A 26,887-nucleotide genomic window follows, 5' to 3' on the forward strand; every position below is an offset into this window, starting at 1 on the left:
ATGCGGCAGGCGAAGGGAGTGTTTATCGTCAGGCAGACGACTATGATCGCCGCATGCCCTACGACCCGTCAGCCTTTCCGCCCTTTGCCGTCACCGTGGACCTGGTCGTGCTGACTGTGCGCCGCCATGCTCTGTGTGCGTTGGCGGTGCGCAGGGGAGAGGCGCCCTTCCAGGGGCGCTGGGCCCTCCCCGGGGGCTTCGTGCGAGCCGACGAGGACCTGGCGCAGGCGGCGGCGCGGGAACTCGCCGAGGAGACGGGGCTGCGTGTGCACGACCCGGCCGCCCCCGCCCAGGACAACGGCGCTCACCTGGAACAGCTCGCCACATACGGCGACCCGAAGCGTGATCCCAGGATGCGTGTCGTCAGCGTCGCGCATCTGGCCCTCGCCCCCGACCTGCCCGCCCCCCGGGCGGGCGGTGACGCCAGCAACGCGCGCTGGGCGCCGGTCGAGGAACTGCTGCAGCAGGGTGGGCACGGCCGGGACGGCGAGCCGGTCGCGCCGCTCGCCTTCGATCACGCCCAGATCCTGGCGGACGGGGTGGAGCGTGCCCGGTCCAAGATCGAGTACTCGTCGCTGGCGACGGCCTTCTGCCCGCCCGAGTTCACCGTCGGCGAGCTGCGTCGTGTCTACGAGGCGGTGTGGGGCGTGGCGCTCGATCCGCGCAACTTCCACCGCAAGGTGACCGGCACACCGGGCTTCCTGGTCCCCACCGGTGGCACGACCACCCGGCAGGGCGGTCGTCCCGCCCAGCTCTTCCGGGCCGGTGGAGCCACTCTGCTCAACCCCCCGATGCTGCGTCCCGAGGTCTGACGCGGAGAACGCGGCCGCGCGGGGAGAACGGCGAACGCGGGTGTGAGGGCGCGGCTTTCCCTGTCGACGGGGGACCTTGCGGTGCCCGGAAAACCCGATATGGCACGCTATCTTGCTTCGGGTGATCCAGGCCATCGGACTGACCAGCAGCCCCCGCAAAGAGCTTCCGCCCGCTGTCGACGACGTCTCCTTCGAGGCTCGTGCGGGTCGCGTCACCGCGCTGCTCGGAGCGCCGGGCGCCGGCAAGACGACAGTGCTCAGACTCATGCTCGAACTCCAACGAGGCCGTGGGGTCACTCACTTCAGGGGGCGCCCGCTGCACCGCATCCCCCATCCCGCGCATGAGGTCGGCGTGCTGCTGGGCGACGTGCCGGGCCACCCCGCCCGCACGGTCCGCGGACATCTCCGCATGCTGTGTGCCGCCGCGGGCGTCCCGGCCCGCCGTGCCGACGAAATCCTCGAAGCGGTGGGGCTGGTGGGTCTGCGCGACGAACGCCTCGGCATCCTGTCGCGCGGCATGGACCGCCGGCTCGGACTGGCCTGCGCGCTGCTGGCGGAGCCGCACACGCTGGTGCTCGACGAGCCCGCGCACGGCCTCTCCGTCCGCGAGAGCCGGTGGCTCCACGGCGTGCTCCGTACGTACGCGGCCCAGGGAGGCACCGTCCTGTGCACGACGGCCGATCCCAAGGAGGCCGCGCGGATCGCGGACCGCGTGGTCACGCTGGAGCGGGGGAGGCTCGTCGCCGACCAGGAGGCCGGGGTCTTCTCGCGCACCCGGCTTCGCCCCCGCGTCGCCGTCCGCAGCCCGCACGCCGCCCGCCTCGCCGCGCTGCTCGCGAAGGAGGCCCGCACCGCACGGCGCTCCGTGGAGGTCGTGCCGGAGGGCGGCAACCGCCTCTACGTCTACGGCAGTACCTGTGCGGAGGTCGGCGAGACCGCGTTCCGGCACGGCATCGTCGTACACCAACTCGCCCACGAAGTAGGGGACATGGGGCCCGGCGCGGGCGGTGTCCACCTGTCCCGGAGCGCTGGTGACGAGGTACGGGCCCGAACCGGTCACCCGCAACGGGCAACAGGCGCACCGGTGGCTCCGGCCACAGGCGCACCAGCGACCCTCACCGCCGACACGCCTGCGCGTCCCGCCACCGACGCGCCGCCGCCCTCCGCGGCGGACGCAGCGGAGCAGGTGACGGGCGGCCCGCGACCGGCTCCCTCCGCCGCACCGCGGCACCACACCGGTGCTCCGGCCGACAACGACCCGCCCGCCTCCGCACCCCCCGACCGGCAGGTGCCGGAGGAGCCCGCGGTGAAGGAGACCCGCCGCCCCGCCACAGCCTCCACGGGCCGGCCCGACCGCTCCTTCGACGCCCCGGCCGAGCTCCCGCCCCGCCTGTCCGCCCGACCCGCCCCCGGTCCCCTCCGCCCCCTTCGCTATGAGATCCGCCGGGTCGCGGGCGTCGGCACGGGGCTCCTCGTCGGGACCGGTGCACTCGTCGTGTCCGCGCTCACCGCCGTGCTGCTGGCGCGCATCGGGCACACCCCGCAGCCGCGCCTGCTGGCCGCATGGCCGCGGGAACTGCCGCTGCCGCCCGCGGCGCTCGGGGCGGGGCTGCTCGGTGCACTGGCCTTCGGCGACGAGTTCCGCCACCCCGCCCTGGCGGCGGACCGCGGCACCGTGCCCCGGCGGCTGGGCCTGCTGGCCGCCAAACTCCTCGTCGCCTCGGTCGTCGCGCTGGTGCTGGCCGTCCTGACCGTCGGGTGCGATGCCGAACTGCTCTATCTCCTCTACGGGCCGGAGGTCGTGGAGGTCCCCGCCGACTGGCTCGCGCTGAGCGCCGGCTGGCTCGGCCTCGTGATCGGGTGCGCCTGCGCCGGTGTACTGGCCGCAGGCGTCTTCCGGTCCACCACCGCCGGACTCGCCGTGGTCGTCGCCGTACCCCTCCTCGTCGTGCCCCTCGTGCGCAAGGCGGTGGAAGGGCCGTCGGCACGTGCTGTGACCGGGTTCCCGGCGCGGGTGCGGGAGGGGGCACCGCTCCGGTGGCCCTTCGGGGGAGAGCACCACCTGGAGGCGGTGCTGCGGGTGATCGCCCAACCGGTGGGCGGTGCACTGGTGTTGTCGCTGGCGGTGCTGCTCTGCGCTTATCTGCTCACCACCCTGCGGGGCAGGGTTCGATGACGACCGTCCGTGCATGGATCGGTACGTCCGCGGTCGCAACTCATCGGAAACGGCCCGTTTCTTTCCGATAAGGCGTCAATTGCGACGGGGTGAGCGATCACCCTTTCGTGTGCTTTTCACCAAAGACCTCAAGGGAGTTGGGAACGGCGCCGACAAAGGATGCGTGAGTACCCTTGCGCACACCATGATGACCGCCGCCCGCTCCGCAGACTCCGGCCTCGCGAGCCCGGGCGAACTCGACCGCTACCCCTGCGCCGAGGCGCCCGCCGCCGACCGCGTCGGTGCCCCTGCCTGGGACGGGGCGGATCCGGAGCTGGGCCGCGTGAGCCGGCGTGCCGCGGGCAGCCGTGGACGCGGGCTGCATGGTCAACTCGTCCAGCAGTTGGGTCAGATGATCGTTTCCGGCGATCTGGGCGCCGACCGTCCGCTGGTGCCCGAGGAGATCGGCCAGCGCTTCGAGGTCTCCCGCACCGTCGTCCGCGAGTCGCTCCGCGTCCTGGAGGCCAAGGGCCTGGTCAGTGCGCGCCCGAACGTCGGCACGCGCGTGCGTCCCGTCAGCGACTGGAACCTGCTCGATCCGGACATCATCGAGTGGCGGGCCTTCGGGCCGCAGCGCGACGACCAGCGCCGTGAGCTCAGCGAGCTGCGCTGGACGATCGAGCCGCTCGCCGCCCGCCTGGCGGCCGGCCACGGGCGCGAGGACGTCCAGCAGCGCCTGTCCGACATGGTGGAGATCATGGGCCACGCGATGGGGCAGGGCGACGCGCTCACGTTCGCCCGTGCCGACTCCGAGTTCCATTCGCTGCTCATCCAGATCGCCGGCAACCGCATGCTGGAGCACCTCTCCGGGATCGTGTCCGCCGCGCTGCAGGTCTCGGGCGGCCCGGTCACGGGCTGTGAGCGGCCCAACGAAGCGTCGCTGGCGCATCACGGCCGGATCGTCGACGCCCTCGCCGGCGGCGACGGCGCGGCGGCCGAGGCGGCCATGCGCCAGCTCCTCACGATCCACCCTGAGGTGGAACGCGTGGTGCCCGCTCCGCGCGAGCACTGACCGCGTTCCGCGGGCGGCGCGGTCCGGCGTGCCATCCCCCTCCTGTGGCAGCGCCCCACCGATGACCGTCCCCCGTCGGACCCCGCGGGATCGTCGACGATCCCGCGGGGTCCGACGGCGAGAAGGGGGCGCGAGCTCCGGAGAGGCACCGGCCTCGCCCCGAATGAAAGTTTTTGCCCCTGTTTGGCAGCTTCTGAATACTTACGGGGTGTGACTCGGGCCACGCGGATTGGGCGTAACGCTCCTGGGAAGAACGCGATGACCTAAGAGGTGACAGCCGCGGAGGAATACGGACGCCGTCGAAGGCGCTGTGCATCTCCCGGCCCCCGCCCGCGCCGTCGGCCCATCCCCAAGCCGGCGGTCGGCTCCTGTCCACTGTGGACGGGGCCGGAAGCCGTTTTCCAACGTTCCGAGAGGTTGTTCGTGTCGGCCAGCACATCCCGTACGCTCCCGCCGGAGATCGCCGAGTCCGTCTCTGTCATGGCGCTCATTGAGCGGGGAAAGGCTGAGGGGCAGATCGCCGGCGATGACGTGCGTCGGGCCTTCGAAGCCGACCAGATTCCGGCCACTCAGTGGAAGAACGTACTGCGCAGCCTCAACCAGATCCTCGAGGAAGAGGGTGTGACGCTGATGGTCAGTGCCGCAGAGCCCAAGCGCACCCGCAAGAGCGTCGCAGCGAAGAGTCCCGCCAAGCGCACCGCCACCAAGACGGTCGCGGCCAAGGCGACGACCACCCGTAAGGCCACCGCCACCGCCACACCCGCGGCGCCCGCCGCCGACCCCGCAGTCGAGGAGGAGGCGCCCGCCAGGAAGGCGGCCGCCAAGAAGACCACCGCCAAGAAGGCGACGGCGAAGAAGACCACGGCCAAGAAGACGGCCGCCAAGAAGACCGCCGCCAAGAAGGACGACGTCGAGCTGGTCGACGAGGAGGTCCTCGAGGACACCAAGGTCGCGGAGGAGCCCGAGGGCGCCGAGAGCGCCGGCTTCGTGCTCTCCGACGAGGACGAGGACGACGCGCCCGCCCAGCAGGTCGCCGCCGCCGGCGCCACCGCCGACCCGGTCAAGGACTACCTCAAGCAGATCGGCAAGGTCCCCCTGCTCAACGCCGAGCAGGAGGTCGAGCTCGCCAAGCGCATCGAGGCGGGTCTGTTCGCCGAGGACAAGCTGGCCAACTCCGACAAGCTGGCGCCGAAGCTCAAGCGCGAGCTGGAGATCATCGCCGAGGACGGGCGCCGTGCCAAGAACCACCTCCTGGAGGCCAACCTCCGTCTGGTGGTCTCCCTGGCCAAGCGCTACACCGGCCGCGGCATGCTCTTCCTGGACCTCATCCAGGAGGGCAACCTCGGTCTGATCCGTGCGGTGGAGAAGTTCGACTACACCAAGGGCTACAAGTTCTCCACGTACGCCACCTGGTGGATCCGTCAGGCGATCACCCGCGCGATGGCCGACCAGGCCCGCACCATCCGCATCCCGGTGCACATGGTCGAGGTCATCAACAAGCTCGCGCGCGTGCAGCGCCAGATGCTCCAGGACCTGGGCCGCGAGCCCACCCCGGAGGAGCTGGCCAAGGAGCTCGACATGACCCCGGAGAAGGTCATCGAGGTCCAGAAGTACGGTCGCGAGCCCATCTCGCTGCACACCCCGCTGGGCGAGGACGGCGACAGCGAGTTCGGTGACCTCATCGAGGACTCCGAGGCGGTCGTCCCGGCCGACGCGGTCAGCTTCACGCTCCTGCAGGAGCAGCTGCACTCCGTCCTCGACACCCTGTCCGAGCGTGAGGCGGGCGTCGTCTCCATGCGCTTCGGTCTCACCGACGGTCAGCCGAAGACCCTCGACGAGATCGGCAAGGTGTACGGCGTCACGCGCGAGCGCATCCGCCAGATCGAGTCCAAGACCATGTCGAAGCTGCGTCACCCGTCGCGTTCCCAGGTGCTGCGCGACTACCTCGACTAGGTCCGGCCGCCGCGACGCGCGACGTACGGCGCCTCCGCGAAAGGCCCGGTTCCCCTTCTCGGGAACCGGGCCTTTCGTCGTGCGCGCGGGTGCGGGCCGCGGCGGGGTGGATCACTCTGGGTGTCCCACGACCACCCCAGTGTGAGGAGTGTGCATGCGTCGTCGTCTTGTCCGGGCCCTGGCCCGGCCGCTGGTCCTCGCGGCCGCCACGACCGTCATACCGATGGCCGCGTCCGCCCCGGCGGCCGCCGACAGCATCGTCGTCGGCGGCTTCCCGGTCGATGTGGGGGAGAGTCCGTGGACCGTGGCGCTGTCCAGCCGTGACCGGTTCGGGGGTACGCGGGCCGGACAGTTCTGCGGAGGTGTGGCGGTCGGCCGCACCACCGTGCTCACCGCGGCCCACTGCATGGACGAGGAGATCCTGGGGGCGTCACCGGACCGGGTGCCCGACCTCAGGGTCATCGCGGGGCGCACGGACCTGCTCTCGGACCGGGGGCAGGAGATCGCCGTGCGCGACACCTGGGTGAACCCGGACTACGACCGTGTCACCAACTCCGGCGACTTCGCCGTGCTGACCCTGGCCGAGCCGCTCCCCTCGGATTCGGTCATCGCCATGGCCGGGGCGGGCGACTCCGCCTACCGGGTGGGGACGAGGGCCACCGTCTACGGGTGGGGGGACACCACGGGGGCCGGCACCTACGCGGGCAGCCTGCACGCGGCACGCGTGCGTGTGCAACCCGACACGCTGTGTGAGAGTGCCTATCCGGGAGGTCCCGGAGGGGCGTACCGCGCCGAGACGATGCTGTGCGCGGGAGAGATCGCAGGGGGCCGGGACGCCTGCCAGGGGGACAGCGGCGGGCCGCTGGTGGCCCAGGGGAGGCTGATAGGCCTCGTGTCCTGGGGGGCGGGCTGCGGCTGGACGGGCAGCCCCGGGGTGTACACGCGGGTGTCCGACATCGTGCGGACCCTCGGGTAGGCGGAGGCCGGCCGGGAGGACCGCACAGGAGGGCCGCTGAGGGCGTCCGACGGGGCCGAGGCGGCCCCGGAGGGCTCCTCAGCATGAACGGGCGGTTGTCCCCGGTCTCCGGGGACAACCGCCCGTTCGCCGGCCTGTGCCGGACTGGCTCGTCGTCGGACGCGAGGTGTCGGCGCTCTGTCAGCGCTCTTCGTCGGAAGCGGTCGCCGGGGGCGAGGTCAGCCGCTCCGTCTCGTCCTGTATCTCAGCGGCGATCTTCTTGAGTTCCGGCTCGAACTTGCGGCCGTGGTGGGCGCAGAAGAGCAGTTCTCCGCCGCTCAGCAGGACGACGCGCAGGTATGCCTGGGCGCCGCAGCGGTCGCAGCGATCGGCGGCCGTCAGCGGGCTCGCGGGGGTCAGAACAGTAGTCACGTCGCCTCTTCTCTAGCTCGACGAGCTGTCGTACCAGGGTCAACATCCAACCAGCCCCAAAACGTTCCCGCTCGTGGCTTCTTTTCGAAAAAATCTTTCCGAGGTGGCTGGTCGTTGCCGGTTGGCGGCGAATGTGCCGTAGTGCGTGTCTGATGTGCCGTACGGATTCGCGTTCGTATGGGTGGTCCGCCCTCCCGGCCGGGTTGCCGGTTGTTCATGAGGACGTGCCCGGAGCCTAAATGGTTCATGCCTGGAAGGGAACGTGATGTGTGCTTCACTCCATCGAGGGATCGAACAAGCATGCGACTCTCGACTAGGGTGAGCTCAGACGAGGGTGGCGTTTCAACGGCTCTACCAGGCCTCGGTACCCTCTCACCGGTGACTCAAGCCGCGCCCTTACCCATGAGGGCCCCATCTGAAATTCAGCGAGGAGCGAACCGCGTGACCGCCGAGACGTCCGTGCCGTCCACAGCGCTGCTGGCAGGAGCAGACCGGGACGGTTCCAACTACACCGCGCGGCACCTGCTCGTCCTCGAGGGGCTCGAGGCCGTGCGGAAGCGCCCCGGCATGTACATCGGATCGACCGACAGCCGCGGTCTGATGCACTGCCTCTGGGAGATCATCGACAACTCCGTGGACGAGGCCCTCGGAGGCTACTGCGACCACATCGAGGTGGTCCTCCACGACGACGGCTCGGTGGAGGTCCGGGACAACGGCCGCGGCATCCCGGTCGACGTCGAACCCAAGACCGGCCTGTCCGGCGTCGAGGTCGTCATGACCAAGCTGCACGCGGGCGGCAAGTTCGGCGGCGGCTCGTACGCCGCCTCCGGCGGTCTGCACGGCGTCGGCGCCTCCGTCGTCAACGCCCTGTCCGCGCGGCTCGACGTCGAGGTGGACCGCGGCGGGCACACCCACGCGATCAGCTTCCGGCGCGGTGTCCCCGGCGCCTTCGCCGCCCTGGGCCCGGACGCGAAGTTCGAGGCCGGGAACGGGCTCCGCAAGGCCAAGAAGATCCCGAAGACCCGGAGCGGCACGCGCGTGCGCTACTGGGCCGACCGCCAGATCTTCCTCAAGGACGCCAAGCTCTCCCTGGAGACGCTGCACCAGCGGGCCCGCCAGACCGCCTTCCTGGTGCCCGGCCTGACCATCGTCGTCCGTGACGAGTACGGGCTCGGGGAGGGGGGCAGCAAGGGCGAGGAGTCGTTCCGCTTCGATGGCGGCATCAGCGAGTTCTGCGAGTTCCTGGCCAGCGACAAGGCCGTCTGCGACACGCTCCGCTTCACCGGTCAGGGCACCTTCAAGGAGACCGTCCCCGTCCTCGACGAGCACGGCCAGATGACGCCCACCGAGGTCACCCGTGAGCTCGGTGTCGACGTGGCGCTGCGCTGGGGAACCGGCTACGACACGACGGTCAGGTCGTTCGTCAACATCATCGCCACCCCCAAGGGCGGCACCCACGTCGCCGGCTTCGAGCAGGCCGTCGCCAAGACGATGAACGAGGTGCTGCGCGCGAAGAAGCTGCTGCGCGTGGCCGAGGACGACATCGTCAAGGACGACGCCCTGGAGGGCCTCACGGCGGTGGTCACGGTCCGCCTGGCCGAGCCGCAGTTCGAGGGCCAGACCAAGGAGGTCCTCGGCACCTCGGCGGCCCGCCGCATCGTGAACACCGTCGTCTCCCGCGAGCTCAAGGCCTTCCTGACCTCCACCAAGCGGGACGCCGCCCAGCAGGCGAGGGTCGTCCTGGAGAAGGCCGTCGCCGCCGCCCGGACCCGCATCGCGGCCCGCCAGCACAAGGACGCGCAGCGCCGCAAGACGGCTCTGGAGACCTCCTCGCTGCCCGCCAAGCTGGCCGACTGCCGCAGCGACGACGTCGACCGCAGCGAGCTGTTCATCGTCGAGGGCGACTCCGCGCTCGGCACGGCGAAGCTCGCCCGGAACTCCGAATTCCAGGCGCTGCTGCCGATCCGCGGAAAGATCCTCAACGTTCAGAAGTCGTCCGTGACGGACATGCTGAAGAACGCCGAGTGCGGTGCGATCATCCAGGTCATAGGAGCGGGGTCGGGGCGCACCTTCGACATCGACGCGGCCCGCTACGGCAAGATCATCATGATGACCGACGCCGATGTGGACGGCTCCCACATCCGCACCCTGCTGCTGACGCTGTTCCACCGCTACATGCGGCCCATGGTCGAGGCGGGCCGGGTGTTCGCCGCGGTGCCGCCGCTGCACCGCATCGAGCTCGTCCAGCCCAAGAAGGGCCAGGAGAAGTACGTCTACACGTACTCGGACCGGGAGCTGCGCGACAAGCTCATGGAGTTCCAGAGCAAGGGCGTCCGGTACAAGGACTCGATCCAGCGGTACAAGGGCCTCGGCGAGATGGACGCCGACCAGCTGGCCGAGACGACCATGGACCCGCGTCACCGCACCCTGCGCCGGATCAACCTCACCGATCTGGAGGCCGCCGAGCAGGTCTTCGACCTGCTCATGGGCAATGACGTCGCCCCCCGCAAGGAGTTCATCTCCAGCTCCGCGGCGACCCTGGACCGGTCCCGCATCGACGCGTAGCGGCCGCGTCGGCTGCGCTCACGGTGGGCCGAGTCACCTGATGGGGTGAAGCGGAACGGGAAGAAGAGTCAGAGATCTTCCCGTTCTGTCCATCCTTGGGCATGCAGCCAAGCAACTCGGGGGACGTGAGGTACGACGATCCCTGGTACGACGCCCTGGCTTCGGGCTGGGGCGCCTCGGCCGATGCGGGAGTGCCGCCGGCACGGCGTGAGAAGGTCGCCGTGGCGGCCGCCGACGTCTACCTCGAAGTACAGCGCAGCGAGGCCTTCCAGGAGGTGCGCAGCCGGTACCGGAGGTTCGTGCTCCCGGCGGTCGCGCTCTTCTTCGCCTGGTACGTGGCGTACGTCGTGACGGCCACGACCGTACCGGAATGGATGGCACGGCCGGTGGCGGGCGCGGTGAACGTGGGGATGCTGGCGGGGCTCGGGCAGTTCCTGACCACCTTCCTGCTCACCTGGGCCTACGTGCGGCACGCACGGCTGCGCAGGGACCGGGCGGCGCTGGAACTGCGCTGGGACGCCCAGGAGCTGGCGCGGGGCAGAGGCGGCGCGACATGACGGGTGACCACCACGTGCCGGCCCTGCTGCTGTTCGGCGCGTTCGTCGCGGTCACGCTGGGCATCACGACCTGGGTGAGCCGCCACCGGCGCGGTTCCGCGGAGGAGTTCTACGCCGGCGGCCGGCTCTTCTCGCCGATGGAGAACGGTTTTGCCCTCGCGGGCGACTACATGTCGGCCGCGTCCTTCCTCGGCATCTCCGGGCTCATCGTGCTCGTCGGCTACGACGGGATGCTCTACGCGGTGGGCTTCCTGGTGGCCTGGCTGGTGGTCCTGTTCCTGGTCGCCGAACTGGTGCGCAACTGCGGGCGGTTCACGCTCGCCGACGTGGTCGCGGCGCGCATGCGGGAGCGTCCGGTGCGCATCGCGGCGGGAACCTCGTCGGTCACGGTCTCCGTCCTGTACCTGGTGGCGCAGATGGTGGGCGCGGGCAGCCTCGTCGCGCTGCTGCTCGGGGGGACCGGCGAGGCGGCGCGGACCTGGACCGTCATCGGGGTCGGTGCGCTCATGGTGATCTACGTGTCGTTGGGAGGCATGCGGGCCACCACATGGATCCAGATCGTCAAGGCGGTCCTGCTGCTCGGCGGCACCGTCGCGCTGACCGTCCTGGTCCTGCTGCGGTTCCACGGCGACATCAACCGACTGCTGCTCACGGCGGCCGAGCGCAGCGGTCACGGGGAGGCGTTCCTGGCGCCCGGGCTCGCCCACGGCGGGGACTGGACCGCGCGGTTCGACTTCATCAGCCTGGGACTCGCGCTGGTCCTCGGCACGGCCGGGCTGCCGCACATCCTGTCCCGCTTCTACACCGTCCCCACGGCGCGGGCGGCGCGGCGCTCGGTCGTCTGGGCGATCGGGCTCATCGGCGGGTTCTACCTGATGACGATCGTCCTCGGATTCGGCGCCGCCGCCGTCGTCGGGCCGGACGCCGTGCGCGCCTCGAGCGCGTCCGGGAACACGGCGGTGCCCCTGCTGGCGCTCGACCTGGGCGGCGGTGCCGGCTCCACAGGCGGAACGGTTCTGTTCGCGGTCGTCGCCGCGGTCGCCTTCGCCACCATCCTCGCCGTGGTCGCCGGGGTCACGCTCGCCTCCTCGGCGTCGGTCGCCCACGACCTGTACGCCTCCCTGCGGCGCCGGCGCGGTGAACCGCGCAGCGAGGTGGCCGTGGCCCGCCTCGCCGCCGTCGGCATCGGCGTGGTCGCGATCGCCCTGGGCCTGCTGGCCCGCGACCTCAACGTCGCCTTCCTGGTGGGCCTCGCCTTCGCCGTCGCCGCGTCGGCCAACCTGCCCGTGCTGCTCTACTCCCTGTTCTGGCGCGGCTTCACCACACGGGGTGCCGTGTGGGCCGTCTACGGGGGCCTGATCCCGGCCGTGGTGCTGGTACTGCTGTCCCCCGTGGTGTCCGGCAGCCCCGAGGCCCTCTTCCCCGGGGTCGACTTCCAGCTCTTCCCGCTGCAGAACCCGGGCCTGGTCTCCATCCCGCTGGGCTTCCTCGCGGGCTGGCTCGGCACGGTCACCTCGGCCGAGGTTCCCGACGCGGCCAGGCACGCGGAGACCGAGGTCCGCTCGCTGACCGGCGCGGGAGCCGCGTAGGGCACCGGCGGAGACGGACGGCGCCGGCATCCGTATGGAGGGAGGGCACGGTTCCTTCCCCCGCCCCCACGGGCCGTGTCCTCAGGCGCGGGTCGCCCACGCGTAACGGTGTTCCGGGCGGCCCGCGTCGCCGTACTTGAGGGTCAGCGTGGCCCGCCCCGTGCGCTCCAGGAGCTTCAGATAGCGCTGGGCGGTCTGGCGGCTCACCCCGGTGCGTTCGGCGATCTCCTGGGCCGACAGCGGGCCGTCGGCGTCCATCAGGGACTGCCGTACCAGCTCCGCGGTGGTGGGCGAGTGCCCCTTGGGCAGCTGGGGCTCGGTCGGCGCCGACAAGGCGCCGAAGAGGCGGTCCACCTCCGCCTGCTCCGCCTCGCCGCCGCCGTCGAGGGTGCGGCGCAGTTCCGCGTACGCCTCCAGCTTGGCGCGCAGGCCGGCGAAGGCGAACGGCTTGACCAGGTACTGCAGGGCACCGTGGCGCATCGCCGCCTGCACGGTGGCCACGTCACGCGCGGCCGTCACCATGATCACATCGGTCTGGTGGCCGCGCCGGCGCATCTCCCGGACGACCTCGAGCCCCGTCCCGTCGGGCAGGTAGTGGTCCATGAGGACCAGGTCCGGCCGCGGCGGCGCCTCCAGGCCGGCGAGCGCCTCGGCCGCGCTGTGCGCCTGACCGGCGACGTGGAAGCCGGGCACCTTCTCGACGTAGGCGGCGTTGACCCGCGCGACCCGGACGTCGTCGTCCACGACCAGGACCTCGATCATCACGCCTCCTCCGTGGCGGTCCGCGGGGTGGAAGCCCCGGTGAGAACGGGTTCCGCGCCCGGTTCGGCCAGGGCCTCGGGCAGGACGACGGTGAACTCCGCGCCTCCGCCGTGCGCCTCTCCCACGGTCGCGCTGCCCCCCTGCCGCTCCGCGAGCCTGCGCACCAGGGGCAGTCCGATGCCCCGCTCGCGATGCGCCGGGGCCTCCTTGGTGGACCAGCCCTCGGTGAAGATCAACTCCCGGTGCTCCTGCGGAATTCCGGGCCCGGTGTCCCGCACCACCAGCACCGCCGTACGCCCCTCCGCGCGCAGCTCGACCTCCACGCGCGCGTGCGGCGTGCCCGCGACGGCGTCGAGGGCGTTGTCCACCAGGTTGCCGACGACGGTGACGAGCCCTCGGGGGTCGATCAGCCGGTCCGGCAGCCGCGTCCGGTCCGAGACCCGCAGGGCGACCGAGCGCTCGGCCGCGACCGTCGCCTTGCCCACCAGCAGGGCGGCCAGCAGGGGGTCCCGGATCTTCTCGGTGACCTGCTCCGCCGTGGCCCGGTGTTCGCCGACGACCTCGCCGACGAACTCCACGGCGTCGTCGTACATCTCCAGTTCGAGCAGCCCCAGCAGGGTGTGCATGCGGTTGGCGTGCTCGTGGTCCTGGGCGCGCAGCGCGTCGATCAGGCCGCGGGTGGAGTCCAGTTCCCGGCCCAGCCGGTCCAGCTCGGTGCGGTCGCGCAGGGTGGCGACGGCGCCGCCGTCGTCGGTCGGCATGCGGTTGGCGACCAGGACGCGCTGCCCCCGGACGGTGAGCAGGTCGGTGCCGGTCACCCGCCCGGCCAGCACATCGGCCGTACGCCCCTCGCCGAGGGCCTGGTCGGGGGACCGGCCCACGGCCTCCGCGCCGATCCCCAGCAGACGCTGCGCCTCGTCGTTCAGCAGGCGGATGCGGCCGCCGCGGTCGAGGGCGACGACTCCCTCCCGGATGCCGTGCAGCATGGCCTCGCGCTCCGCGAGCAGCGCCGAGATGTCCGAGAAGGCCAGGTCGCGGGTCTGCCGCTGCACCCGACGGGAGACGAGCCAGGCCGCGAGCGCGCCGACGGCCAGGGCACCGCCCGCGTACGCGAAGAGCCCCGGGATGGCGTGGATCAGCCGGGCCCGGACGCTGTCGTAGGCGATGCCGACCGACACGGCCCCGACGATCTCACCGTCGTCGTCGCGCAGCGGTACCTTGCCGCGCGCGGAGCGGCCCAGGGTGCCGTCGTCGATCTCCATGACGTCGTGTCCGGCCAGGGCCTCGCCCGGGTCGGTGGAGACCAGGCCGCCGATCCGCCGCGGATCGGTGTGCGACCAGCGCACTCCCCGCCGGTCCAGCACCACGACGTACTCGGCCCCGGTGGCCTTCCGGATCCGTTCCGCCTCCCGCTGCACCGGTCCGTCCGGCGAGGGTGTCGTGCTCCGCAGGTCGTGGGCGATCTGCGGTTGCTGGGCGGTGGTCTGCGCGATCGCGAGGGCCCGCCGCATCGCCTGGTCGTCCAGCTGGTCGCCGAGCGGTGCCAGGAACAGCCCGGTGGCGAGCACCGCGACTCCCGCGGCGATCGCCAACTGCATCAGCAGGACCTGCGAGAACACCCGCCGCGGCAGGCCGAGGCGCAGGCGGCGTGCGGGGGGAGTGGGGCTCATACCCATGACGGTACGTGGGTGGGCGCGGGCCACCGCAGCCGTGTGGCGTGGATCTCGTGCGTGTGCGGCGGGGAGCGCGTGCGGCGGGGGGAACGGGGACGCGTGCGTCCCGGGGGCGAGGCTCCGGGACGGTCACGCGCGCGTGCCCCACGGGAACCGGGAGCGGTGCGGTCAGCTCGCCAGCGCCGTCACGGTCACCTCGCGGACCGCCACCACGTCCATCCGCGCGGGCGAACCCAGCACCGACCCGCAGCTCTCCGGGCGGGGCGGAAGGGACGCGCCCTGGGCGACCTCGACCAGCCACCGGCGCCCGTCCACGTGGGCGACGGTCACCTTCCAGCGTCCGGCCGCGCCGTCCGTCCGCACGACGCCCAGGGCCTGCGCGGCGTGCTCGCCGACCGCGCCGCGCACGGCCAGCTCGGCCGCCTGGCCGGGGCGCTCCCAGGCGGAGTTCCCGCGGCATCCCTCGACCACGATCCGGCCCTCCTGCGCGCGGTGCAGCACCTCCTTGACGGCATGCGCCTCGGCCCTGCCGTACGCGTAGCCGTACGGCAGGACGAGCACCGTGGGGGAGAAGCGGTGACCGCCCAGGTGGGTGACCTCCCAGACGCCCTTGACCCCCGAGGCGGCGAGCTCGGCCGCCAGGGGCCGCCCGAGGAGGGCGCAGCAGCGGTCGCGCTTGCCGTTGGTGCAGACGAGGGCGAGGGGACCGCCTTCGTGGGGCCGTCCGCCGAGCACCGTGTCGAAGGCGGCGGGCTCGCCCCTGCCGAGTGCGGCGAAGTCGAGGCCGAGCAGTCGTTCGGGATCCGTGGTCGTGGCGGTGTGCAGCCACACGCGTCCCGGAACGGTGTGACCCACGTACACCCGGCGCGCGGCGGGCACGCGGCGGTCCGCGTGACGCCCCGGACGGCGTACGAGCGCGATGCGCACCCCGGTGCCCTTCGCGGCCGCCTCCAGGGCGCGGCCGAGCGCGGGGTCGAGGTGGCTCGACGTGAGCGCCTTGGCACCCCACGGGCCGGGCTGCTCCAGCAGCAGCCAGGTCCTCGCGGTGGCCGCGGTTCCCGCCACCGGTTCGTCGAGCTCGCGGGAGACGGTTGAGCACGTACTCACAGAGGTGAGCCTAACCTGACTTGCTCACAGATGGCTTCCCGTCCCGTCCGTGTCCTGCTCCGGCAGCGGCCGGGGCGGCTTCGGTCCCGCGTACAACCCGTTGGGGCGCATGCGCAGGGGGCGTTCGCCGTACTCCTCGAGGGCGTGCGCGATCCATCCCGCCGTACGGGCGACGGCGAAGATCGTCTCTCCCGCGGTGGCCGGCATCCCGCACGAGGCGGTCAGGACGGCCAGGGCCAGGTCGACGTTGGCGTGCAGCGGGGTGTGGCGGGCGGTGGTGGCCACGATGTCGCGGGCCGCGGCGAGGGCGGGTGCGGCGTGCGGGATCTCCTCCAGGAGGGAGAACAGGGCACGCGCGCGCGGATCCTCGCCGGGATAGAGACGGTGTCCGAGCCCCGGGACGTGGCGGCCGGACCGCAGCTCGTCGGCGATCACGGGAGCCGCGTGGCCCCGGTCGAGCACCTCGAGCAGCAGCTTGTGCGCGAGAGCGCTGGCCGCGCCGTGCAGCGGGCCCTCGAGCACCCCGAGCCCCGCCGAGACGGCCGCGTAGGCGTGCGCGCGGGCCGACGCGGCGACCCGGACGGCGAGCGTGGAGGCCGCCAGGTCGTGGTCGACGAGGAGGGCGAGCGCCGTGTCCAGGACGCGCAGGTGCGCCTCGTCGGCCTGCCGCCCGGACAGCCGCGCCCAGAGGCGGTGGGCCAGCGGGCCGGTGTCCCGGTGGTCGGGCCGCACCGGCGGGAGGGCGGCGACGAGGGTCGGGATGAGCGTGCGGGCCGTGCCGAGCACGGCGTCCTCGGACAGGTCGAACCGCAGCGGGTCGGCGGTCGCGGCGGCGATCGCGGCGACCCGCAGGCGGTCGGTGGGCGTGGCGTGCCCGGGCAGCGCCTGAACGGCGCGACGCGCCACGGCGACCGGGGCCTCGGGCGCGGTGAAGGAGGCTCCGGGGCGGAGCCGGCCCGTCCACAGCCACTCGGCGACTTCTTCGTAGGTGTGCCGGGTGGCGAGTTCGACGGCGTCGACGCCCCGGAAGTAGTACCGGTCGGCGTCGATCAGGGTGAGGCGGGTCCGCACGGACAGCTCGCCGCCGGAGCCGCCCGGGCCGCCGCCGCTCTTCTGCCTGTTGCGCCGTGCGAGCGCCTCCACCTCCTTGGCGTCGAAGGTGCTGCCCCGTCCGCCCGCCGCCCGCCGGCTGCTGAGCTGGCCGCGGCTCACGTAGGCGTACACGGTCTCCGGCTTCACGCCGAGCAGTTCGGCTGCCTCCTTGGTGCTCAGGCGCCGGTCCGCGTCGACGGGGGAGGGGTCTTGATCGCGCATGGGGTCACGGTATCCGTCCTGCCTCGACCGGTTTCAATATTGATTGAATCAAGATTGACAGTAATCAATCAAGCATGGACAGTCGAATCAAGTTCCCGAGGAGGTAAGTCATGTCTGTCCGTGAGGCTGTGGCCGCGCGCGTGGAAGTGCCACGAGGGCTGGCGGGTGTCGTCGTCACCGAGACCCGGGTCGGCGACGTCCGGGGAGCCGAGGGCTTCTACCACTACCGGCAGTACTCGGCCGTCGACCTCGCGGAGTCCCGCGGCTTCGAGGACGTGTGGCACCTGCTGGTGCACGGCGACCTGCCCGACGCGGAGCGCGGCGCCGCCTTCGCCGCGGAGACGGCGGCGCTCAGGAGGCTGCCCGAACCGGTGCGGGCGGCGCTGCCCGTCATCGCCGCGGCGGGCGGGCGCTCGGGGCCGCTGGCCGGGATGCGGACGGCGCTGTCGTTGCTCGGTGCGGCGAAGGGGTTCCGGCCGGTGTACGACATCGACGCCGACCGGCGCCGACGGGACGCGCTCGAGGCGGCCGCGGCGGTGCCGACGCTGCTCACCGCGCTGCACCGGCTGGGGAAGGGGCTGGAACCGGTGGAGCCGCGCGAGGACCTGTCGTACGCGGCGAACTACCTCTACATGCTGACGGGTTCGGAGCCGGACGCGGACCGGGTGCGGGCGATCGAGCAGTACTTGATCTCCACCATCGACCACGGCTTCAACGCGTCGACCTTCACGGCGCGGGTCATCGCGTCGACGGGCGCGGACGTGGCGGCGTGCCTGGCCGGGGCGGTGGCGGCGCTGTCGGGGCCGCTGCACGGAGGCGCGCCGAGCCGGGCGCTGGACACGCTGGACGCGATCGGGACGCCGGAGCGCATCGACGCCTGGGTCCGCGAGCACGTCCGCGCGGGCGAGCGGATGATGGGCTTCGGGCACGCGGTCTACCGCACGGAGGATCCCCGCTCGCGGATGCTGCGCGAGGTGGCGCAGCGGTTCGGCGGTCCCCGGGTCGACTTCGCCGTGGAGGTCGAGCGGCGTGTGGAGGCGATCCTGGCGGAACTGAAGCCGGGGCGGGAGCTCCACACCAATGTGGAGTTCTACGCGGGCGTCGTCATGGAACTCTGCGGTCTGCCGCGCGAGATGTTCACCCCCACGTTCGCGGCGGCACGGGTGGTGGGGTGGAGCGCCAACATCCTGGAGCAGGCGGAGGATTCCAAGATCATCAGGCCGGTGGCCCGGTATGTGGGGGAGCGGGCGCCGGTGGCGGTGCCGAAGACGGCCTGACCTGCGGAGCCCGACGCGACAGCAGCGCCGGGCTCCTCTGCGCATCTCTCACTCGGACGAATCCCGGGAGGCGTCCTGGTGGCTGCGTGACTCGGAAACGCGGTCACTTCCGCGAGGCCGCCGAGAGCCCTGCCGACGGGTTCCTCGGGGTTCGGCTGTCTCAGGCGTCGGGAATGTCTCCCTTGGCCCGTACGGGCGTCTCGCGACTGATCACCACGATCCGCTCGTCGTCGGCACGGGCCGCGTCGGACGGCAACTGGGCGTCGAGTGACGCGGTGGCGTCCGTGCCGATCACGGCGAAGCTGCCGTCGGACAGTTCGAAGATGTCCGGGCAGGTGTCGCCGGTCATGCTCCCGCGTTCCCTGGGGGAGGCGCCGATGCGACGCACGATCTTCAACGGGGGTCCCCGTTCTCACAGTGTGGCTGTCGGGCGGGGACAGAGTAATGCCGAGCCGTCACGGCTGATGTCCGTGTGCTGAGATGGACCACTCCGAACGGGCGCGTCACACGGAAGGCGTATTCTTCCTCAACTTCCCTCATCGCGTGGGGGGTTCGCCCACCACCCACCACTCCTCGGTGTCACCGGCATCGTCCAGATCCTGAATCAGGGCGTCCACCATCTGGCCGATGCGTCCCTCCTCCGAGTCGTCCCGCAGGCTCGCGCGGTGGGGCCGGGTGGACTCCCGGTACTTGCGGAACAGCGCACTCCTGCACAGCACTCGCAGATGCCCGTGAAGCTCCGCCTGGGTCGCCACGCCGATGCGATAGCCGAACAAGGCGTTCGAGTAGAGGGCGTTGGCGAAGAGGTGCTGCCGCAGGCGGGTCGCGGACTCGGTCTCGATGGTCCTCAGCACGGCGGCCAGTTCGGGGTCGTCGATGGCCCGGTCCAGCAGGCCGAGCTGCAACCGCTGGTAGTCGACGAGGCCGGCGCGGCGGCTCTCGGCCCGCCTCTCCTCGAGCAGCTGCCGGTGCAGATCCTCGTACCGCCGTTGCCGCGAGGCCACCCCCGCGAGTGCCCCCGCGGCGAATGCGAACCCCGCCGCGGCAGCGAAGCCGAGACTCTGCGTGCCGAACCTCTGTGTGGCCATGTCAACCCCCGGATCAGGCGGCCGTCCGCCGGTCGTCGGGGTGCGGGTCTGCTGGAGCGGACCGGCGAGCGGTGGGCGGCGCTTGCCGCCTTCCAGGGTGCCGAGCGGCTCTGGTCGGCGGGAAGGCGGAGAGGAGGCGCACGGAGGGAAGCGAGGGTCGCACGAACCGGCGCCTTCTCCGACGTCTGCCCCGCACACCCTGCTAACAATCGTTCACTTCGGGGTCGTTCTCGTCGTTCGTATCCTGGGGTGTCAGTCGGTTCTCGCCCGGATGCCGGGGCGCGAGCCGGTGTACGCGTGGGTGTGAAAAGGGGTCGTGCGGTGGAGCGGAGCAGTGGTCGGCGGATTCCGGTGGTCGTCCTGGCCGGGTTTCTCGGCTCCGGGAAGACCACCCTGCTCAACCACCTCCTCCACCACAGCGGTGGAAGCCGCATCGGTGCCGTCGTCAACGACTTCGGCGCCATCGAGATCGACGCCATGGCCGTGGCCGGCGCGCTCGGGGACTCGACGGTCTCGCTCGGGAACGGATGTCTGTGCTGCGCCGTCGACGCCGGTGAGCTGGACGTGTACCTGGAGCGGCTCGCCCGGCCCTCCGCCGGGATCGACGTCATCGTGATCGAGGCCAGCGGCCTCGCCGAACCGCAGGAACTCGTGCGGATGGTGCTCGCCAGCGAGCATCCCGACATCGTGTACGGCGGACTCGTCGAGGTCGTGGACGCCGCCGAGTTCGACGACACCCGGGCCAGGCACCCGGAGATCGACCGGCACCTCGGCCTCGCCGACCTCGTCGTCGTGAACAAGCTGGACCGGGTCACGGACACCTCGCGCGTACTGGGTCTGGTCCGGTCACTCGTCGACCGCGCGGCCGTGCTGCCGGCCACGCACGGCCGTGTCGACCCCGAGTTCCTCTTCGACTGCAGGCCGAGCGAGGAGCGCATCGGGCAGCTGTCGTTCGACGATCTGCACCGCCACGACCGCGGGGAGGAGGAGCACGCCGGGCACCTGCACGCCGCGTACGACAGCCTCTCCTTCGTCTCCGCGCAGCCGCTGGACCCACGGCGGTTGATCCGTTTCCTGGACAGCCGGCCCGAGGGGCTCTACCGGATCAAGGGGTACGTCGACTTCGGGCCGCACGACACCCGCAACCGGTACGCCGTCCATGCCGTGGGGCGGTTCCTGCGGTTCTGTCCCGAGCCCTGGGGAACCGGCCAGGAGCGGCTCACGCAGCTCGTCCTCATCGGGGCGGGCATCGACACCGCCGCGCTCCGCAAGGAGCTGGAGGCGTGCGGGAGCGACGGCGCCCCACACGCCGACGAGCACGGCATGTGGGGCGTCCTGCGCTATGTGCGGGAGCCCGAGGACCCCGTGGACCCGGTGGGTCCAGGGGACCCTGCGGCTTAGACCGGCCCCGCCACCACCGACACCGTCTTCGGCAGCGACACGCCCGAGCCGTCACGGCGCGGGTCGGGCTCCGGGAGGCTCACCGGCGTGCCGTTCTTCTGGGCGGCACGGGCCGGGGCCGGGCCCGCCCAGGCCAGGGCCAGGCAGTCCTCGCCCTTCAGGAACCGCTGGCAGCGCACGCCGCCGGTGGCCCGGCCCTTGCGCGGGAACTGGTCGAACGGGGTCAGCTTCGCCGTCGTCTGGACGGAGTCGTCCAGCGTGCCGCGCGAGCCCGCGACCGTGAACACCATCGCGTCCGCCGCCGGATCGACCGCCGTGAAGGCGATGACCTTCGCGCCCTCCGCGAGCTTGACGCCCGCCATGCCGCCGGCGGGCCGGCCCTGCGGACGGACCTGCCCGGCCGGGTAGCGCAGCAACTGCGCGTCGTCGGTGATGAAGACCAGGTCCTCCTCACCCGTACGCAGCTCGATCGCGCCGACGATCCGGTCGCCCTCCTTGAGCGTGATGACCTCCAGCTCCTCCTTGTTGGAGGGGTAGTCGGGCACCACGCGCTTGACGACGCCCTGTTCGGTGCCGAGTGCCAGACCCGGCGACGACTCGTCGAGCGTCGTCAGGCACACGACCTGCTCGTCGTCCTCCAGGGAGACGAACTCGGCCAGGGGCGCCCCGCCCGAGAGGTTCGGCGTCGGCATCGCCTCCGGGAGCTGGGGGAGGTCGACGACGTTCAGCCGGAGCAGGCGGCCGGCCGAGGTGACCACGCCCACCTCACCGCGGGCCGTGGCCGGTACCGCCGAGACGATCACGTCGTGCTTGACCCGCTTGGCGGCGCCGTCCTGCGCGAACGGCTCGTCGTTCACCGTACGGGCCAGCAGTCCCGTGGAGGACAGCAGCACGCGGCACGGGTCGTCCGCCACCTGCAGCGGCACGGTGGCGGCCGGGGTGGCGGCCGACTCCAGCAGGAGCGTACGGCGGTCGTTGCCGAACTTCTTGGCCACCGTGGCCAGTTCGCCGGAGACCAGCTTCCGCAGCTCGGCGTCCGACTCCAGGATGCGGGTGAGCTCCTCGATCTCCGCGTTCAGCCGGTCCCGCTCCGTCTCCAGCTCGACGCGGTCGTACTTGGTCAGCCGGCGCAGGGGCGTGTCCAGGATGTACTGGGTCTGGACGTCGCTGAGGGAGAAGTGCTCCATCAGACGCTGCTTGGCCTGCGCGGAGTTCTCGCTGGAGCGGATGAGGCGGATGACCTCGTCGATGTCCACCAGGGCCGTGAGCAGACCCTCGACCAGGTGCAGACGGTCCCGCTTCTTGCCGCGGCGGAACTCCGAGCGCCGGCGTACGACGTCGAAGCGGTGGTCGAGGTAGACCTCCAGCAGCTCCTTGAGGCCCAGGGTGAGCGGCTGGCCGTCCACCAGCGCCACGTTGTTGATGCCGAAGGACTCCTCCATCGGCGTCAGCTTGTACAGCTGCTCCAGGATCGCCTCCGGCACGAAGCCGTTCTTGATCTCGATGACCAGCCGCAGACCGTGCTCGCGGTCGGTGAGGTCCTTGACGTCGGCGATGCCCTGGAGCTTCTTCGACCCGACCAGGTCCTTGATCTTGGCGATCACCTTCTCCGGGCCGACCGTGAAGGGCAGCTCGGTGACGACCAGGCCCTTGCGGCGCGGCGTCACGTTCTCCACGGTGACCGTCGCGCGGATCTTGAACGTGCCGCGGCCCGTCCGGTACGCGTCCCGGACGCCGGACAGGCCGACGATCCGGCCGCCGGTGGGCAGGTCGGGGCCCGGGACGTGCTTCATCAGGGCGTCGAGGTCGGCGTTCGGATACCTGATCAGGTGGCGCGCGGCCGCGATGACCTCGCGCAGGTTGTGCGGCGGCATGTTGGTGGCCATGCCCACGGCGATGCCCGACGCACCGTTCACCAGGAGGTTCGGGAACGCGGCGGGCAGCGCGACCGGTTCCCGCTCCTGGCCGTCGTAGTTGGGCGCGAAGTCGACCGTGTCCTCGTCGATGGACTCGGTCATCAGGCTCGTGGCCTCGGCCATCCGGCACTCGGTGTACCGCATGGCGGCGGGCGGGTCGTCGTTGCCCAGCGAGCCGAAGTTGCCGTGGCCGTCGACCAGGGGCACGCGCATCGAGAACGGCTGGGCCATGCGCACCAGGGCGTCGTAGATCGAGGCGTCGCCGTGGGGGTGCAGCTTGCCCATGACCTCGCCGACGACGCGGGCGCACTTCACGTAGCCGCGCTCGGGCCGCAGCCCCATCTCGTTCATCTGGTAGACGATGCGGCGGTGCACCGGCTTGAGGCCGTCGCGCGCGTCCGGCAGGGCGCGGGAGTAGATGACCGAGTACGCGTACTCGAGGAAGGAGCCCTGCATCTCGTCGACGACGTCGATGTCGAGGATCTTCTCCTCGTACGAGTCGTCGGGCGGCGGGGTCTTCGTGCTGCGGCGGGCCATCGCTGCCGGCTCCTTGCTGAAGCGTGTGACGGGATCTGACGCGGACCATTGTGGACCGTCGCACTGACAAGCGGGACCAGGACCCGGCTCCGGCCGTCCGGCGCGGGGCGGGGAGTGGCGGCGCGAGCAGGGTACGCGCACGTGCCGCGGACGCCGCGAGCGGGGCCCGGCCGGTCGGCGGCGGGGCCGGGCCGCCCGGTGGACGCCGGCCCCGCCGCCGGCGCGTTCCGACGGCGACGGCGGCACCGGGCGGCGGGCCACCGACGGACCGGGCCCGTGCCCCACGGGTTCCGCCGCGGTGGGGCGCTCCTCATGGCTCTGCCGTGCGGGGGGAAGCAGGTCCTCGCGAGTTCGCCGTGCGCCGCGGCAAGGGTTCTGCGGTGCCACCGCGCGCGGTGCCGTGCCTGCGGGCTCCGCCACGTGCGGTCTCGTGGTTCCGCCGGGTGCGGGGCGTGTCCTCGCGGGTTCGCCGTGTGTCGGGGCAGGGGCCTGGAGGCGCCGCCGCGCGGGGGAGTCGTGCCCGTGGGTTCCGCCACGCGTGGGCGGGTCCCGGGCAGATCCGCACCTTCCGGGGCCGGGCCCTCGGGCCCGCCGTGTCCGGGGCGGTCTCGTGGGATCGCCGCACGCCGGGGCCGGGCCCCGCAGCTCGGCCGTGCGCCGGTCCGCCTCGCACGGCCCGCCGCCCTGCGAGGCGCGTGCCGGGTCCGCGGACCGGTGTCACGGCTGTCCCGTCCGTCTCCCTGCTCACACCGGTGTCATCACCCCCCGCGGCTTCTCGCTCTCGGCGTAGTCGGCCCCGCCCGGGAACTTCACGGGCGGTCCGCACGCTTGCATACAGTGGCAGGACCGGCAGAAACGGCGGTTTCGACGACCGCCTCCGCGATCGAAGGGACGTACATGCCCATGGGTCACACGGCCACAGCCCAGGCAGGCTCCGGCGGCCTGACAGCGACCGAGCACCGCCTGGCCAACGGCCTGCGCGTGGTGCTCTCCGAGGACCACCTGACCCCGGTCGCCGCGGTGTGCCTCTGGTACGACGTCGGTTCGCGCCACGAAGTCAAGGGGCGTACCGGTCTGGCTCACCTCTTCGAGCACCTCATGTTCCAGGGTTCCGCCCAGGTGAAGGGCAACGGTCACTTCGAGCTCGTGCAGGGCGCCGGCGGCTCGCTCAACGGCACCACCAGCTTCGAGCGCACCAACTACTTCGAGACCATGCCCGCCCACCAGCTGGAGCTCGCCCTCTGGCTGGAGGCCGACCGCATGGGCTCCCTGCTGGCCGCCCTGGACGACGAGTCCATGGAGAACCAGCGGGACGTGGTCAAGAACGAGCGCCGCCAGCGCTACGACAACGTGCCCTACGGCACGGCCTTCGAGCGGCTGACCGCGCTCGCCTACCCGGAGGGCCACCCGTACCACCACACGCCCATCGGCTCGATGGCGGACCTGGACGCGGCCACCCTGGAGGACGCCCGTCAGTTCTTCCGCACCTACTACGCGCCGAACAACGCCGTGCTCTCCGTCGTCGGCGACATCGACCCGGAGCAGACGCTCGTCTGGATCGAGAAGTACTTCGGCTCCATCCCGTCCCACGACGGCAAGCCCGCGCCCCGCGACGGCTCGCTGCCCGACATCATCGGCGAGCAGCTGCGCGAGGTCGTCGAGGAGGAGGTCCCCGCGCGGGCGCTGATGGCCGCCTACCGGCTGCCGCAGGACGGCACGCGCGCGTGCGACGCGGCGGACCTGGCGCTCACCGTCCTCGGCGGCGGCGAGTCCTCGCGGCTGTACAACCGGCTGGTACGGCGGGACCGTACGGCCGTGGCGGCCGGGTTCGGCCTGCTGCGGCTGGCCGGGGCGCCCTCCCTCGGGTGGCTGGACGTGAAGACGTCCGGTGACGTGGAGGTGCCGGTGATCGAGGCCGCCGTCGACGAGGAGCTCGCCCGGTTCGCCGAGGAGGGCCCCACGGCCGAGGAGATGGAGCGCGCCCAGGCCCAGCTGGAGCGCGAGTGGCTGGACCGCCTCGGCACGGTCGCGGGCCGCGCCGACGAACTGTGCCGGTACGCCGTCCTGTTCGGCGACCCGCAGCTCGCCCTGACCGCCGTCCAGCGCGTCCTGGAGGTGACGGCGGAGGAGGTGCAGGAGGTCGCCAAGGCCCGCCTGCGCCCCGACAACCGCGCGGTGCTCGTCTACGAGCCCGTCGCCCCCGCGGCACAGGACGCGCAGGACGCAGAGGAAGCCGCCGCAGTCGCCGGCACCGACGAGAACGAGGAGGCGGCGAAGTGACCGAGCTCGCCACGATGGACTTCCACCCCCAGCCGCAGGCGGGCGAGGCCAGGCCCTGGGCCTTCCCGGCCCCCGAGCGCGGCACGCTCGACAACGGCCTGACCGTGCTGCGCTGCCACCGCCCCGGTCAGCAGGTCGTCGCCGTCGAGGTGCTCCTCGACGCTCCCCTGGACGCCGAGCCGACCGGGCTCGACGGTGTCGCCACGATCATGGCGCGGGCCTTCTCCGAGGGCACCGACAAGCACTCCGCCGAGGAGTTCGCCGCCGAACTGGAGCGCTGCGGTGCCACGCTGGACGCGCACGCCGACCACCCCGGCGTCCGGCTGAGCCTCGAGGTCCCGGCCTCGCGGCTCGCCAAGGGGCTCGGGCTGATCGCCGACGCCCTGAGGGCGCCCGCGTTCGCCGACAGCGAGGTCGAGCGGCTGGTCCGCAACCGCCTCGACGAGATCCCGCACGAACTGGCCAACCCTTCCCGCCGGGCCGCCAAGGAGCTCTCCAAGGAGCTGTTCCCGGCGAGTTCGCGCATGTCGCGCCCGCGCCAGGGCACCGAGGAGACGGTCGCCGGCATCGACTCCGCAGCGGTGCGCGCCTTCTACGAGAAGCACGTCCGTCCCGCGACGGCGACCGCGGTGGTCGTCGGCGACCTCACCGGCGTCGACCTGGACGCGCTGCTCGGCGACACGCTCGGCTCCTGGACGGGCTCCACGGCCCAGCCCCGGCCCGTTCCGCCGGTGGTCGCCGACGACACCGGCCGGGTCGTGATCGTGGACCGTCCGGGTGCCGTCCAGACGCAGTTGCTGATCGGCCGCGTCGGCCCGGACCGGCACGACCGCGTGTGGCCCGCGCAGGTGCTCGGCACGTACTGCCTCGGCGGCACCCTCACCTCCCGCCTGGACCGCGTCCTGCGCGAGGAGAAGGGCTACACCTACGGCGTCCGGGCGTTCGGGCAGGTCCTCAGGTCCGCCCCGGACGGCACGGGCGCGGCGATGCTGGCCATCAGCGGCTCCGTCGACACCCCGAACACCGGACCCGCCCTCGAGGACCTGTGGACGGTGCTGCGCACGCTCGCCGCGGAGGGGCTCACCGACGCCGAGCGGGACGTCGCCGTGCAGAACCTGGTGGGCGTGGCGCCGCTCAAGTACGAGACCGCCGCGGCCGTCGCGAGCACCCTGGCCGACCAGGTCGAGCAGCACCTGCCCGACGACTACCAGGCCGAGCTGTACCGGCAGCTCGCCGCGACCGGCACCGTGGAGGCGACCGCCGCGGTCGTCAACGCCTTCCCGGTGGACCGCCTGGTGACCGTCCTCGTCGGTGACGCGGCGCGGATCAAGGCGCCCGTTGAGGCCCTCGGGATCGGCGAAGTCGCCGTGGTGGCGGCCGAGTAGGCGGCCGCGGGGGACACGTGCGCGGGGCCCTGGTGACTCATGTGTCACCAGGGCCCC

General features: G+C 72.2%; 20 protein-coding genes. 12 read left to right on the forward strand and 8 right to left on the reverse strand.

All coding sequences use genetic code 11. The annotated features are described in order from the left end of the window. Positions 1-53: 53 nt before the first annotated feature. The 5 genes from FHS37_RS12305 (at position 54) to FHS37_RS12325 (ending at position 6,968) form a co-directional block, all read left to right on the forward strand. Positions 54-812 (forward strand): NUDIX hydrolase, encoded by a 759-nt coding sequence (locus FHS37_RS12305; RefSeq protein WP_184820187.1) that lies wholly within the window; start codon positions 54-56, stop codon positions 810-812. A gap of 121 nt (positions 813-933) precedes the next feature. Further along, a complete protein-coding gene (locus FHS37_RS12310) occupies positions 934-2,988 on the forward strand; it encodes an ABC transporter ATP-binding protein (RefSeq protein WP_184820189.1) in 2,055 nt (684 codons plus the stop codon). Between the two features lie 163 nt (positions 2,989-3,151). After that, a complete protein-coding gene (locus tag FHS37_RS12315) occupies positions 3,152-4,039 on the forward strand; it encodes a FadR/GntR family transcriptional regulator (protein WP_184820191.1) in 888 nt (295 codons plus the stop codon). A 423-nt stretch (positions 4,040-4,462) separates the two neighbouring features. After that, entirely contained in the window at positions 4,463-5,992 is a 1,530-nt protein-coding gene (locus FHS37_RS12320; protein ID WP_184820193.1) for an RNA polymerase sigma factor, read from the forward strand. A gap of 154 nt (positions 5,993-6,146) precedes the next feature. Beyond that, positions 6,147-6,968 (forward strand): S1 family peptidase, encoded by an 822-nt coding sequence (locus FHS37_RS12325; RefSeq protein WP_184820195.1) that lies wholly within the window; start codon positions 6,147-6,149, stop codon positions 6,966-6,968. A gap of 180 nt (positions 6,969-7,148) precedes the next feature. On the opposite strand, the gene FHS37_RS12330 is transcribed toward FHS37_RS12325, so the two are convergent. Continuing rightward, positions 7,149-7,379 (reverse strand): DUF7455 domain-containing protein, encoded by a 231-nt coding sequence (locus tag FHS37_RS12330; protein ID WP_184820197.1) that lies wholly within the window; start codon positions 7,377-7,379, stop codon positions 7,149-7,151. A gap of 441 nt (positions 7,380-7,820) precedes the next feature. Here FHS37_RS12330 and FHS37_RS12335 point away from each other — a divergent pair, with 441 nt between their 5' ends. The 3 genes from FHS37_RS12335 to FHS37_RS12345 all read left to right on the forward strand — a co-directional run bounded on the left by FHS37_RS12335 (position 7,821) and on the right by FHS37_RS12345 (position 12,090). Beyond that, positions 7,821-9,944 carry a DNA gyrase/topoisomerase IV subunit B gene (locus tag FHS37_RS12335; protein ID WP_184820199.1) on the forward strand — a complete coding sequence of 708 codons (2,124 nt, stop codon included), beginning with the start codon at positions 7,821-7,823 and terminating at the stop codon, positions 9,942-9,944. Positions 9,945-10,045: 101 nt separating this feature from the next. After that, on the forward strand, positions 10,046-10,501 hold the full coding sequence (locus FHS37_RS12340) for a DUF485 domain-containing protein (RefSeq protein WP_184820201.1): 456 nt from the start codon (positions 10,046-10,048) through the stop codon (positions 10,499-10,501). Then, on the forward strand, positions 10,498-12,090 hold the full coding sequence (locus FHS37_RS12345) for a monocarboxylic acid transporter (RefSeq protein WP_184820203.1): 1,593 nt from the start codon (positions 10,498-10,500) through the stop codon (positions 12,088-12,090). The genes FHS37_RS12340 and FHS37_RS12345 overlap by 4 nt, the downstream gene beginning before the upstream one ends. 81 nt (positions 12,091-12,171) lie before the next feature. Here the strand turns inward: FHS37_RS12345 and FHS37_RS12350 are convergent, their stop codons facing one another. The 4 genes from FHS37_RS12350 to FHS37_RS12365 all read right to left on the reverse strand — a co-directional run bounded on the left by FHS37_RS12350 (position 12,172) and on the right by FHS37_RS12365 (position 16,946). Further along, on the reverse strand, positions 12,172-12,852 hold the full coding sequence (locus tag FHS37_RS12350; protein ID WP_184820205.1) for a response regulator: 681 nt from the start codon (positions 12,850-12,852) through the stop codon (positions 12,172-12,174). Next, positions 12,852-14,522: a sensor histidine kinase gene (locus tag FHS37_RS12355; RefSeq protein ID WP_184820207.1), complete on the reverse strand. Its 1,671-nt coding sequence runs from the start codon at positions 14,520-14,522 to the stop codon at positions 12,852-12,854. The genes FHS37_RS12350 and FHS37_RS12355 overlap by 1 nt, the downstream gene beginning before the upstream one ends. A gap of 171 nt (positions 14,523-14,693) precedes the next feature. Then, positions 14,694-15,632 carry a ferredoxin family protein gene (locus FHS37_RS12360; RefSeq protein WP_184820209.1) on the reverse strand — a complete coding sequence of 313 codons (939 nt, stop codon included), beginning with the start codon at positions 15,630-15,632 and terminating at the stop codon, positions 14,694-14,696. Between the two features lie 24 nt (positions 15,633-15,656). Beyond that, on the reverse strand, positions 15,657-16,946 hold the full coding sequence (locus FHS37_RS12365) for a citrate synthase (RefSeq protein ID WP_184820211.1): 1,290 nt from the start codon (positions 16,944-16,946) through the stop codon (positions 15,657-15,659). Between the two features lie 110 nt (positions 16,947-17,056). Between FHS37_RS12365 and FHS37_RS12370 the strand changes: the two genes are divergently transcribed. Then, on the forward strand, positions 17,057-18,223 hold the full coding sequence (locus FHS37_RS12370) for a citrate synthase (protein ID WP_184820213.1): 1,167 nt from the start codon (positions 17,057-17,059) through the stop codon (positions 18,221-18,223). Between the two features lie 160 nt (positions 18,224-18,383). On the opposite strand, the gene FHS37_RS12375 is transcribed toward FHS37_RS12370, so the two are convergent. Continuing rightward, positions 18,384-18,620: a hypothetical protein gene (locus FHS37_RS12375; RefSeq protein WP_184820215.1), complete on the reverse strand. Its 237-nt coding sequence runs from the start codon at positions 18,618-18,620 to the stop codon at positions 18,384-18,386. Between the two features lie 139 nt (positions 18,621-18,759). Further along, entirely contained in the window at positions 18,760-19,311 is a 552-nt protein-coding gene (locus tag FHS37_RS12380; protein ID WP_184820218.1) for a DUF6082 family protein, read from the reverse strand. Between the two features lie 321 nt (positions 19,312-19,632). On the opposite strand from FHS37_RS12380, the gene FHS37_RS12385 reads away from it, so the two are divergent. Continuing rightward, entirely contained in the window at positions 19,633-20,712 is a 1,080-nt protein-coding gene (locus FHS37_RS12385) for a CobW family GTP-binding protein (RefSeq protein WP_184820220.1), read from the forward strand. On the opposite strand, the gene FHS37_RS12390 is transcribed toward FHS37_RS12385, so the two are convergent. Then, positions 20,709-23,165 (reverse strand): DNA gyrase/topoisomerase IV subunit A, encoded by a 2,457-nt coding sequence (locus FHS37_RS12390; protein WP_184820222.1) that lies wholly within the window; start codon positions 23,163-23,165, stop codon positions 20,709-20,711. The two genes, FHS37_RS12385 and FHS37_RS12390, sit on opposite strands and share 4 nt — an antisense overlap. Positions 23,166-24,062: 897 nt before the next feature. Here FHS37_RS12390 and FHS37_RS12395 point away from each other — a divergent pair. Further along, complete coding sequence (locus FHS37_RS12395; RefSeq protein WP_184820224.1) at positions 24,063-25,445, forward strand: M16 family metallopeptidase; 1,383 nt, start codon at positions 24,063-24,065, stop codon at positions 25,443-25,445. Next, a complete protein-coding gene (locus FHS37_RS12400; protein ID WP_184820226.1) occupies positions 25,442-26,830 on the forward strand; it encodes a M16 family metallopeptidase in 1,389 nt (462 codons plus the stop codon). Before FHS37_RS12395 ends, FHS37_RS12400 begins: the two co-directional genes overlap by 4 nt. Positions 26,831-26,887: the final 57 nt, after the last annotated feature.

It is taken from the genome of Streptomyces griseomycini (assembly GCF_014203535.1).
Lineage (GTDB): Bacteria > Actinomycetota > Actinomycetes > Streptomycetales > Streptomycetaceae > Streptomyces > Streptomyces griseomycini.